The 12,003-nt window shown below is 34.9% G+C and carries 10 protein-coding genes and 3 pseudogenes; 6 read left to right on the forward strand and 7 right to left on the reverse strand.

Going from position 1 to position 12,003, the window contains the following annotated elements:
• Positions 1-70: 70 nt before the first annotated feature.
• Complete coding sequence (locus JN080_RS23105; protein WP_256238335.1) at positions 71-1,045, forward strand: DMT family transporter; 975 nt, start codon at positions 71-73, stop codon at positions 1,043-1,045.
• 419 nt (positions 1,046-1,464) lie between these two features.
• Positions 1,465-1,917, forward strand: coding sequence for an OsmC family protein (locus JN080_RS23110; protein WP_256238336.1), 453 nt, complete (start codon positions 1,465-1,467; stop codon positions 1,915-1,917).
• A 261-nt stretch (positions 1,918-2,178) separates the two neighbouring features.
• Here JN080_RS23110 and JN080_RS23115 read toward each other — a convergent pair.
• Positions 2,179-2,605: pseudogene (locus JN080_RS23115) on the reverse strand (MaoC family dehydratase).
• A 335-nt stretch (positions 2,606-2,940) separates the two neighbouring features.
• Between JN080_RS23115 and JN080_RS23120 the strand changes: the two are divergent.
• The gene (locus JN080_RS23120) at positions 2,941-4,635 is read left to right on the forward strand and encodes a chloride channel protein (protein ID WP_256238337.1); all 1,695 of its coding nucleotides are present in this window, start codon (positions 2,941-2,943) and stop codon (positions 4,633-4,635) included.
• A 569-nt stretch (positions 4,636-5,204) separates the two neighbouring features.
• Here the strand turns inward: JN080_RS23120 and JN080_RS23125 are convergent.
• The 3 genes and pseudogenes from JN080_RS23125 to JN080_RS29525 all read right to left on the reverse strand — a co-directional run.
• Positions 5,205-6,194, reverse strand: coding sequence for an FUSC family protein (locus JN080_RS23125; protein ID WP_256238338.1), 990 nt, complete (start codon positions 6,192-6,194; stop codon positions 5,205-5,207).
• A 346-nt stretch (positions 6,195-6,540) separates the two neighbouring features.
• Positions 6,541-6,795: a hypothetical protein gene (locus tag JN080_RS23130; RefSeq protein WP_256238339.1), complete on the reverse strand. Its 255-nt coding sequence runs from the start codon at positions 6,793-6,795 to the stop codon at positions 6,541-6,543.
• Positions 6,796-6,995: 200 nt separating this feature from the next.
• Positions 6,996-7,052 (reverse strand): annotated as a pseudogene (locus JN080_RS29525) (YjcZ family sporulation protein); the annotation flags it as partial.
• A gap of 540 nt (positions 7,053-7,592) precedes the next feature.
• Between JN080_RS29525 and JN080_RS23135 the strand changes: the two are divergent.
• Together JN080_RS23135 and JN080_RS23140 are read left to right on the forward strand one after the other, a co-directional pair.
• A complete protein-coding gene (locus JN080_RS23135) occupies positions 7,593-7,838 on the forward strand; it encodes a heterocycloanthracin/sonorensin family bacteriocin (protein ID WP_256238340.1) in 246 nt (81 codons plus the stop codon).
• Positions 7,839-8,524: 686 nt separating this feature from the next.
• Positions 8,525-8,719, forward strand: a complete 195-nt coding sequence (locus tag JN080_RS23140) for a hypothetical protein (RefSeq protein ID WP_256238341.1) — start codon at positions 8,525-8,527, stop codon at positions 8,717-8,719.
• An 840-nt stretch (positions 8,720-9,559) separates the two neighbouring features.
• Here JN080_RS23140 and JN080_RS23145 read toward each other — a convergent pair.
• From JN080_RS23145 to JN080_RS23155, 3 genes and pseudogenes are all read right to left on the reverse strand, one after another.
• Positions 9,560-9,958, reverse strand: coding sequence for a hypothetical protein (locus JN080_RS23145; protein ID WP_256238343.1), 399 nt, complete (start codon positions 9,956-9,958; stop codon positions 9,560-9,562).
• Positions 9,959-10,520: 562 nt separating this feature from the next.
• Positions 10,521-10,616 (reverse strand): annotated as a pseudogene (locus JN080_RS23150) (YjcZ family sporulation protein); the annotation flags it as partial.
• A gap of 78 nt (positions 10,617-10,694) precedes the next feature.
• Positions 10,695-10,808 (reverse strand): YjcZ family sporulation protein, encoded by a 114-nt coding sequence (locus tag JN080_RS23155; RefSeq protein ID WP_256238345.1) that lies wholly within the window; start codon positions 10,806-10,808, stop codon positions 10,695-10,697.
• A 482-nt stretch (positions 10,809-11,290) separates the two neighbouring features.
• Here JN080_RS23155 and JN080_RS23160 point away from each other — a divergent pair, with 482 nt between their 5' ends.
• A complete protein-coding gene (locus JN080_RS23160; RefSeq protein WP_256238346.1) occupies positions 11,291-11,884 on the forward strand; it encodes a prolipoprotein diacylglyceryl transferase in 594 nt (197 codons plus the stop codon).
• Positions 11,885-12,003 lie beyond the last annotated feature (119 nt).

The raw sequence follows: 12,003 nt of genomic DNA on the forward strand, positions 1-12,003 counted from the left end.
TTAAATTTATTTAATGCATTTTGTGGCAGGTACTTGAATGATCATACTAATTTGAAAAGGGGCACAGCAAATGCATGCAACTAATACTTTGGAGGCAAGAAAAGGGGTTGCAGCAGGAGTTGCCTCATCTGCCGCTTGGGGAATAAATACAGTGATCATTGGGGTCATACTAACAAAAGCGCCTTTTATTGGTACAAAAGAAGCCATTTTATTAGCTCCATTTGTAAGCTCCTTCGCTCATGACTTTTTCTCCTCTCTTTGGATGATTTTATTAATGACAATGAAGGGTAAAATAATTGAAGTACTAAAATATATGAAAACAAGAAACGGATTGATTATTTCACTAGCTGCGTTATTCGGCGGTCCCGTTGGGATGTCGTGCTACTTACTTGGTATCAATTATATTGGCGCAACCTTTACAGCAAGTATTAGTTCATTGTTTCCCGGAATAGGAGCTCTTCTTGCTTTCATATTTTTAAAGGAAAGAATAGGTCCTAGAACTTGGCTAGGTATTATTTTAAGTATAACCGGGGTCATTATAGTAAGCTTTATGCCATCTGCTGAAAGGTCTAACCATCACTTTATATTTGGAGTATTGCTTGCTTTAGGTTCAACCATAGGATGGGGACTAGAAGGAGTAATCTGTGCCTGGGGATTGAAGGATGATAATGCTGATCCGGAGATTGCAGTTGCCATAAGACAAACAGCTTCTGCACTTGCATATGCAATAATTGTCATACCAATTATTCATGGATACCCATTAAGCTTTCAAGTCATAAGATCTGGCGCAGTTTGGTTGTTCCTTATAGCTGCTTTTCTCGGATCCGCCAATTACGTATTATACTACAGAGCCATTCATATAGTCGGTGCGGCAAGAGGTACAGCACTTAACAATACGTATGCCGCTTGGGCACTCGCCATTAGTGTAATCGTATTCAAAATACCAGTCAGCTTCCAGTTTATGATTGGTACAGTAATCGTATTAGTAGGTTCGTTCTTTGTTTCAGGAAATCTTAAAGAGCTAGTTCAAATATCTGCTAATTAATACTGATAGTAAAGAGGCAGGAGTCTTCGCACCTTCCGCTCCAATCAACAGGGTGGCAAAATCATTAATTGGAGCTTTAACATAGTTTATGAAAAAAAGTATATTACCCTATTATTGGGGGAATTATACTCTTTTTTTCTGTTTATTAAAGTAGCAATTACAAACGGGTGAGCACCATGATTTTAAGTGTTGCTTTAAATATCGTTTAAAATCCGAAGGTCTTTCAGTGGCCTCGTTTTCACAGGGTTTATTTTTTTGTCCAATTGATATCTGTTACGGTATTGTATGCCAATTATCTCTGTTCTAGCATTACCTAAGTTTTTCCACATGATTTTCGTCTTGCCTTTATATCTGATCTTTTATTTAAGATATAATGATAGTTGCACGAAAGATTAAATGAACAGTTGGAGGAATCGCAGATGGCAGAACATCATTTTCATTTAAAAGCAAACTGGCCTGGGTTACGGAATGATATAGGTAATATAGAAGTTGGAAATTTAGTGACGAAAATTTCTATTCCATCAGAAATGGATGGACCTGGTGTTGGGACCAATCCCGATGAAATGCTGCTTGGAGCCGCGGCCACCTGCTACATTATCACTTTGGCTGCCATGATGGAGCGCAGTCATTTGGAGAAAGAACAGTTATCCATGGAATCAGAAGGAATCGTCGATGTAACAAGAGGCATATTTACCTATAAAAAGATCATCCATCGACCGGAGATTGTACTGAAATCAAATGCTACAGATAAAGACGTTCAATTAGCTCAAAAACTTGCCGAAAAAGCTGAAGGCTCCTGTATGATCAGCCGTGCCATTCAAGGAAATGTAAAAATGGAATTACATGCAACTATTAAAGTAGCTTCAAATTAACAAAATAAGGGTAAAGTTTTTTACTAAAGGGAATCTATAATTTCCTAAAACATAAAAAAAGCATCCAACCCTTGTTCTCCAAGGGTTGGATGCTCCCGAATAGTATGACCTGTGATGGGTTCGACCCCCCGACTTCTCCCCTTTCAATCTCGCTCATAACGTAGTTACACTAACCTGATTCGTTCTTGAAGAAGAAAAAGGCATCACCGTTGCTCCAGTAATGCCCACGTAAATAAGAAGTTAACCTTTTACAATAACCTTTCATCGCTTTATCAATACGGACAAGTCACCCTCAAAAAAACTTTTTCTTCTCTATTATTGAAGGTAGATAACAAAACAGTAGGATACCCGTTTCACTTTTTGTTGCTTTCTTAATTAATAACCTCAACAGGAATATGCAATTCATCTCCAGGATATACGGGCTTTAAAAATTTAATATTATTCATATGTGTTCCAGCAATGACATCATCACCATAGATACCTTCTTCAACCCAAAGCTTAAAAGAAATTGCTAACGTTTGTATACCGGAGGCAATAATTCCATTAAATCTTCCCTGATTTGCTTTTTTCTCATCCAAATGCATATATTGGGGGTCAAATTCACCTGCAAACCTCATAATATCCTCTTTTGTTAATTTGTATGATTTAGTTTTAAACACCTGTCAATTGTAAACCCATCTAACTTCATTCATACACCTCTAGTACTTGTTTATATTAACATCACATACTAAACAGGTGAATAATCGTCCAAGCCTACTTTCACTAATCTGACCATTCGTATTGGTCAACAAGTTCTATTTACTGCTTGTCTCACATACAATGTGCCTATACATCACAAAAAGGTGGACCATTCCCCTAAACTCTTAACATTGGTTTTAAAGACGGAAAGTAATATAAGCATATCCTTTCGATGTTCTTAAAGAACGTTGATAAAAACTCCATTCAACCTTCACCAAAAAGCATTTTTTTAATTGTTATAATGACGTTAAATGAATGACTCAATACCTGGGGGTATTTAAACAAATGTTGTCAATAGACCATCGTTTAGGTAAAAACCTTTCAGAGCAAACAACACTTCTTATTTATGCCGCATTTATAGGGATTGGGGGTGGTTATGGGGCAGTTGGCTTCCGCTTTCTAATCAATGAATTTACTTTTTTATTTTTTCAACATAATCAAACTGAACTTGCTTCTTACTATGGTGTTAGAACTCTTTTTGTACCAGTTATTGGTGGGTTAATGGTAGGACTGTTGGTGCATTTTTTTGCAAGGGAAGCCAAGGGACATGGAGTTCCTGAAGTAATGTATGCTGTAACCGAAAAAAAGGGGATAATCCGTCCACGAATAGTTGTTTTTAAAGCTCTTGCATCTGCTATTTGTATTGGTTCTGGAGGTTCCGTAGGTAGAGAAGGTCCAATTGTTCAAATTGGTGCTGCTTGGGGATCAACTTTTGGACGGCTCCTACGAATAAGAGAGCACCATTTAAAAACTTTAGTCGCTTGCGGAGCTGCAGCAGGAATAGCAGCCACATTTAACGCACCTATTGGTGGAGCACTTTTTGCTTTTGAAGTTATATTAGGGAATTTCGCTATTGCCAATGTTAGTGCAATTGTAATTTCATCAGTTCTATCTGCTGCAATAGGACGTATTTATTTTGGAAATATGGCGTCTTTTCCTATTCCTCACTACCAGGTATCTGGTATAGCCATATTATTTTTATTTGCTGTCCTTGGTATTATCGGTGGTTTATATGGAGTAGCCTATAGCAAGATCCTTCTATTCTTCGAAAACTTATGGGATGAAATAAAAGTCATGCCCGAATGGCTCAAACCAGCAGTTGGCGGTATTTTTGTTGGGGCAATTGGATACCTTTTCCCACAAGTGCTTGGAGTAGGCTATCCTTCTGTAGAAAAAGCACTGTTAGCCCATTTTGATTTCAGTATGCTTCTTATTTTAATGGTACTAAAATTATTAATGACATCGATCACGATTGCTTCGGGAGGATCTGGAGGTGTTTTTGCCCCAGGTTTATATCAGGGGGCCATGCTTGGCGGTGCTGTTGGGATTGTATTTAAAGTATTGTTACCACAAATGCACATTAGTGATGGCGTTTTTGCAGCGGTTGGTATGTCCACAGTTTTTGCTGGGTCTGCTCACGCCCCGATTACAGCCATGATCATGTTATTTGAAATGACAGGAAATTATCAGCTAATTTTACCTTTAATGCTTGCTACCGTTATAGCAACAACGGTTTCTACCAAAATTAACAGAGAAAGTATTTATACCATGAAATTAGCAAAAAGAGGATTTGATATTATTCGCAAACGTGCATCGGACCGTCTTTCTTCATTTTTGGTAGAAGAAGTCATGCACCCTGAAAAACTTTGTCTACGTGATACAATGACTCTTGATGAAGCTTATAAGAATTTTGAAAATAGTGAGGAATGGTTTGCAACCGTCCGTGATATGGAGGGCAATTTATTAGGGAGTGTTTCTAGGGCCCAGGTACTGGAGGAACTTCAACACAAACATGGGAGTTATATTATAACTAGTATTCTCCCAAAGAAAATTGGGCATATTCCTTCAAAAGCAACACTTAGTGAAGCAAGTAAAATGATGAATCAATTAGATCTTAACTATCTATTGGTGGTTGATGATAATTTTAAACCTATTGGTGTTCTTGGAAGTTCGGATATTATTCGTTGTTATAAAGAATAGAAAATCCCCTAGAAATATTTATATGGTTTAAGTAATTTTATTTATAAATTAGAATACCATTATCAATGGTATTTTTTTAGTTGGACTGCCTTTCCCACAAAACGGCATCCTAAATAGATGGACTTAAAATCTTTATACTCAATATATGTTTTGTTCTTTTTCAGTAACTATAGAACTAATTGAGGAACGGAAAAATAGGTAAAAAAACAAACGAAGGTGAAGCCGTTGAAAAGGTTTTTCGGAATAACCTTACTTGCACGATCTCCTTAATATTAATGATCGATCTCTTGATGGGACAAAATTAAACCAAGTGGTTATTCAGCTCGGTAAAACCGCAGTGACGAAAGCTCTGTGACCTATACAAGAATAGCTTTATTGTTCTTTCTAATCATCAAACCAATCATTGGGTTGATGATTAGAAAGAACAAGAAAAAAATCCTCTCCCAATTGATCTAGTAGGTTAACAATTCCGTTTTATTATAAAAACTACAGAATTGAAGTGCTGATTCAATTCTTCAAAGGTGTTTTTAAATAGTAATTCTTACATTTTCTTTTTTTACTAAGATGTCTTACGAGTATATGAAAACTCTGGGATACTGTTTAAGAGTAGAAATAAGATGCTTTGCATGCCAAATAGCTGGAAAGTAAAATTTTTCGTTTGAACCGGTTTCATTAAATACAACTTCTAATATTGCCTTCCCCTCATTCCAATTTCGAAGTGAGGACTCTAATAAGAAAAAATTTTGTACCCATGCATCAATGCTTTCTTTTGTTAACGATCCAGTTTTGTTCCACTCGTCCATTATTTTGAACAAACCATCAATATCCGTACTCACTTGATGCAAGGTTTTTAAAAGGAATTCTCCCTCATCTAGAAGTGCTTTGCTTTTTTGGGATACAGGGTTAAATTTCAAGCTTAATTCAGCTTTTTGAATCTGTTTTTCAACTTCGAGCATCTTCTTACGTAATAGGTTAAAATCTTCAATAAAATAATTTTTTTGAGGTGCTCCTGCTCCCAGCCAAGTTGCCATGGATTTCAGCTTATCCGCTAATTTGTTGGGCAATACTTCAACTTGTGCAATTGCTCTTTTTGTGAAATTAGGCGGATTTATGAATAAATGCAGCAACAAAGCTACCGCTACTCCAATAATTGAATCCCGGATTCGATCTAGTCCATATCCGTGCAACTTATGTTCAAATTCGAGAACCAGCACGACACTTAGTGCAATTTGGTGAAGGCTTGTGGTATTGGCCCCAAAAAGGAGCGGAATGATAAGACTGACCATCATAATCACAGCGATTGACCATCCGTTCTCATGCAATGAAGATGCGAGAATGGTGACGGATGCTACTCCAATGATCGTACCGATAATTCTGGCTACTCCAAATCTGATGGATTTAATGAGCGTCGCCTGTAAACAAAGAATAAGTGAGATTGGACCTAAATACGGATACTTTGAACCACATAAAATAGCTAATTCCCATGAAATGGCTGATCCAATGACCATTTTGAGAATTAGGCTTATTTTTTCTTGTATTGTTAGTTTTATTGTATTCACAAACTTACCTCCTGATAAAAACATCAGTGATTAGTTTGTTTTTTGTTACCACTATTTATACATAAAGGCAATTCAAAGATCAGTTCTTATCCAAACGCGCTTACAAGCATGTCCTGTAACCTAACATAAGCAAGGTTGTAATCACATTCGGAACAAAGTGTTCTTCAGCACCCATTTCATTTCACCTGTCGTTAACTCAGTGATATGAACATCCCATCACTAAAGTAACGGGTTTCTAATATCTTTCCATCCTTTATTGACTTATACTTTATTTTAATGTTATACGATTGGGAACAGACATTGGGTAAGATTCAATGTCTGTTCGTAAATATGGTTGATTTAGACCTTAAATTTGTCCATGATCGTACCTATTGTTAGGATTTATTTCCTTGTTTTCTCTCTCTTGTTCATTTCCTTCTTCTCTAGACGGGTGCCCTAAAAAAAATCCCCAAGGGTCTCTCCTTGAAACATGGTCTTGTTCATTAGTTTCAATGTTTCTATCTCGATTAACTTTAATGTTCTCTGAATCCACAATTTCAACGTTTTTTGCATGAATAATTAAATTATCAACATAAATTATTTTCCCCTTTTTTTCGGACATTTTTACACCTCCTCCAAATATATGTGCTTTATCCTATTCCTGTGAAATTTTAACGTATAGGCAAAGTTTAATATTTTTGGAACAGGAATTTAAAAAAATTGCTTTTAAAGCATGAAATTGTTTTTAATATAAAATTTAATTGGTTCTTTTGAACACAAAAAAGTGATCTTAGACTCGATCGCCTTTTTCTAATTACAATATTAATAAATATAGCTTGATCCAACAATGATTAGAAGAATAAACAATACCACGATTAGCTATACAATATGTCTGTAAAAAAAGGCATGTTGCCCTTGAAATATTATTGAAAACTATGAAGGAAGAAGGAAGGGGTCGGTTCCTTCTTCTTCGGAGGTGTAAAAGGTCTTTAAAGCAAATTAGAACAATTTTTAGATGATTCAAAAATTAGGAATTGTTATACAACTATTAAGATATAGTCGTCACCGTAAGCCTCCAAAACGATTTAAAGCCCTTTTGAATTTTAGACATTTTTATTATTAAGAAAGAAGGAATTTTCGGACTCCTTCCTCTCAATAGGATTATTAACATGTTTGGCAGGGTTCACTTACACCTGTTCACTTTAAAACCAAATCTAAGTTTCTCATAGAAAAATAGGCATACTGTTGATGAAATAGGCACCTCAATCAGTAACAGCTACCTAATCTTAATCATAATTTGTTGCAGAGAGTACACATTTTATCTGGTGTGCCTACTCAAAACTGACAAATTACTTCTATCTACTTTCACATCGGGTGATGGGGTTTTTTAGTTAAAAATGAGAAAATGGGGAGATAAATATGCAAAATTTTCATCATGAATTACAAATGTTGGGCATGGACCCTTACCAAGTTGGTGAGGTAATTCCAATCCATCCTTATAGTCGACAATTCCTTAAAGATTCTCGCCTGTTTAGATGTGGTGGATTCGGATTTGGTTGTTTCGGATTTGCTGGATTAGGATTTGGTTGTTTCGGATGTGGCGGATTTGGATGCGGAGGCTGTTTCGGATTTGGTTGTTTCGGATTTGGTCTCGGTTTTATATAAAAAGAATGCACCCCTGATGGTTCTACCCAGGGGCATTTCTTTTTTAGTCTATCATAATTGATAAATAAAAGAACATAAAATAATAGTGATGAAAAGGTATGATTTTAGGAATCAGGAGGATGTGAATAAAAAAACTGCACAGATGTCATCTGCAAATCGATTGTACGAAAATCATTTCCATGTGAGATCACCGTAATGTAGTAACCCCATAAAATTGTTTTCCCCTCCAATATGATTTCTCTACCTACAATATGAATATCTATAACTGATGAGATCTTAATGGGAACGGATTAAACGATCAATACTGATACAGGTATTAAGTGGATAATCGAAAAGCTTATAAAGGACCAGTCTTCAAATGGATCTTGGAAATATCCATTTAAAACAGTCGTTTCTACAGATGCTTACATGATCATTTTGATGCAAACATTAGGAATATCAATTTTCTGTTTATGGGAGAGTAAACCTGGCACCGATTTTTATTTTGGCAGAAAAGATAATTTGATATGAAGACGAAACGGAGTCCGGATCTTGGAGATTTATTCTCAAATAGAAATAGTGAGGATGACTGGGATATTCACTTTGAATGGTGATCTTTATTATCATCTATCGAAGAAGGTATAAATAGCTTAGTTGGATTACCAACCCAGCTTCATTCATTGGCTATAGATCGGGCAAAAACATATATGCTAGAGCGTATTGAACCCGATGGGACATTTTATAGTAACTTTATTTCAACCTTTTTAATGGTATTTGCATTGCTCTTGCTTGGATATTCGATAAATGACCCAGTTATCACAAAAGCAATTGAAGGCTTAAAATCCATGAAACCTGAGATAAACGAGTTCCCCGTGATTCATAATCCGAATAGATATAAATAAAGGATTCATCACAATAAGTACAAAATTGCATAAAATAGGTTACAGGAAACCAAAGAACAGGAGGAAAACAATGTGCCCTCAGTCATTAATTTTGGATTTTTAACTGTAAACTCTACCAACCCAGTTCAGTCTTCATTATAGGTCAATCGATGATTAATGGAATGGATGCCAACAGGAAATATAATTTAAATACAGGGGGTGTTTATGGTATTAGTACTTAATGTAGGGAATCTAAATAATATTGTAGATAGCTTTGAAATGGTAGATGGGCCTATCTTGGATCAGGATATTAAACCAAATGTTAGTGGAAATGTTTAATCACTTAAGCATTTCCCTTATATAATAAAACTATTCCATTTTAAAATCACGCATTTGTTGTATAGGTAAGGTTATTCCGATCAGCATGAATTTTACCTAAGCATTGGTTGTGTTTTTGCTGTTTTAAAGTCTTCGATAAAATTGTTGCCGATACTGAAGTCTGAATCCCCTTGAATAATCCATGAAAAAAACCTTAGGGATAAATGGAGAAAAAGCCCTCTTGAAAAGGGCTTTTTTGTTAAGTTTTTTAGCTTTATTGTTTCCACTAAATATAAAGTTATGCAGTAATAAGGCAAGATAATATGCTTGTAATTCGGCTACTGTATTAATACATTAGGCCATATACACATTCGTATAAATTAAGTTCAATTTTTGAGTAATCTGTTATTATATATTTCTACAATTATGAATCCATATTAAAGTGAACCCCAGAAGACTAAAAAGTTAAGAAATAAAGCAATAACAGTCCAGTTATAAGCAAAGCAAATCCAATTCCAATAAACGTTTTTTAAATCTCTGTATCTACTTTTCTTGTTCAATTCCATTCAGTTTAAGGCGTCCCTCTAAATTAACTATTATTTCACTTAGATCATTATTTTTCTTTTTAACATCCGTTAGTTCATTTTTTACCACACTGAGTTTATTATCCAATTCCTTCAGTTGTTCTTTTAACAGTGTCATTTCGGTCATGATCTGATTTTCAGGTAAATCAATAATTGGGCTTTGTACAAATTGGCTGAGGTTTTCTACAAAATTCATAAGTAGTTCATTTGGTAATAGATTGGTTGACCAATTAATAATTTCATTCTCATCGATGTAATTTTCATTATCTATAAGATTGTTAGCAAAATTTAGTATTAAATCCTCATCTACAATGCTTTTTATAATTTCGTCTTTACTTTCTAAATTATGTTCACTCATAAGTTTGCTCACCTTTTCTTTTAAGTATGAATTGAATTTTCACATTGAACAATAAATGAAGAGTTTAAAGGTAAATATAAATTTCGTCAGGAGGCGAAAATTCTCTTCACTATATGCAAAGACAAAAACAAAGGTGATATGGTTATTGAATATTTAATACCAAAGCGATTTGGTCGGTTGTGGTTCTACCTTAGTTGTTCTATTCTGCTCTTTACATATTAGCTATAAAATCCTTATTTCTACAGTAAATATCGATCCTTTTGGCTGCTAAAAATGAAGACAATCCCTTTTTCAAAAAGTTTTCCCCAAGAAAGTTTTTTGCTTTTTGTATATATTTGGTGGTTATTCATTAGAAAAACACCCATGTCCTATTTATAAAAATATATTTAAAAATAAGGGCTTAATCTTTCGGTTTTTTATATCAATTGATGCATAAGCTGAATATTAACCGTTAGCCATCAGCCATATATCAAACATTACCTCCTAAGTTGCTTTATTTGCGTTCGATTGCAATACAGCACAAATACTTTAAAAAACCCCTTTAAGGGGTTTTTTCCTTTAATTAATAAAAGCAAGTTGCTCCAATGATGATTAATAAAATGAACAATACTACAATTAAAGCAAAACCGCCGCCAAATCCTACGCCTCCATAACCATAGCCACCGCAGCCACAGCCACCGAAACCACCAAATCCTCCGTACATGTGTATCCCCCTTTTCAATTAAATGTTAATTTCTTAATAAAATCCCCCGCCAAATCCTCCGCCCATAAAGGACGCTCCTATAATAATAAGAAGGATAAACAATACAACCACTAAAGCAAATCCTCCTCCAGCTCCTACACCATCCATATTACAAACCTCCTTTCATCTTCTATACAAAATATGATTAAATTCAAAAGGTGTAAGGGCTTTTCTAAGAATTCCGAAGAGTTTGCATTTTTTATTTGCTTTTTATTAAAGGAGTAGCATCAGGAAACCCCATTTAAAAAACATTTAGGTGTGGTGTAACCGCCTGAATCGGCACTCACTTGATCAAGGTTATATTATTTTCATTCATAAGTTTGCCCACCTTTTCATCATATTCTGATTTCTCTTTAAAAGAGCAAAGTATACGATAAATAAAGTTTTTGAATGCTAACTTTTGAGTTTAATGTTTACACTTTATAATAAAAATAAATTAAAGGATTTGCTGAAGGGATGTTTTATAAAAGTGTATAAGGATTTATTTAACCTTTTTGGCTATGAGGTTCAAACACATGCAGTTATCTCGCTTCTAGCTATTATACTCGGCTTTGGTGTTGGCCTGGCTTTAACAAGAAAGACCATTTACTATCTACTCGCATCATCCGCTTCAAATTTTTGAGATATGGACAGGAGGTATTTCAGTTGAAGGGGCGATTGCAGGAGGGATTCTTACATTATTTATTTACTCACGTTATCATAAAATAAGTTTTTTGGAATTTGCGGATTTTCTTTCACCAGCTATGATATTGGCCCAGGGTATTGGTCGAATTGCTTGTTTTATGAATGGGGACGCCTTTGGAAGTCCTACAGGAGGGAATTTTGGGATTGTGTATCCAAAAGATTCTTATGCCTACAATTACTATGGTAGTCAACCATTGTGGCCGGCTGAAGTTTGGGAAAGCCAAGGAGATATGATTCTTTTCTGCATTTTATTTATGTTACATGTACTGGCAGGCCACCGATTTGCTAAGGGTTGGATTGTTTCTTTTTATGTTTTTCTTTATTTCCTTGAACGTTTTATTCTAGAATTTTTCCGTGGGGACTCTCCTCGTTTCTACCATTTTACAGGCGGCCAATGGTCAGCTATTGCAATTATTATAATTGACCTCGGATTTATGATTTATCTAACATTAAGGGATATAAAACATAAACAAAAAGAAGACACTTTGAAACAAAAATAAATAGTGAACCTTTTCATAAAATTATAATCTATTTAATTGAATCAATTTCATAATGCCTAATTTTAAAAAATCACATACTCGCAGAATTTTTGATATGTTTTTTTAAAAATTTTATGCTG

The sequence above is a fragment of the Bacillus sp. EB600 genome, from assembly GCF_024494385.1.
Lineage (GTDB): Bacteria > Bacillota > Bacilli > Bacillales > Cytobacillaceae > JAEVLT01.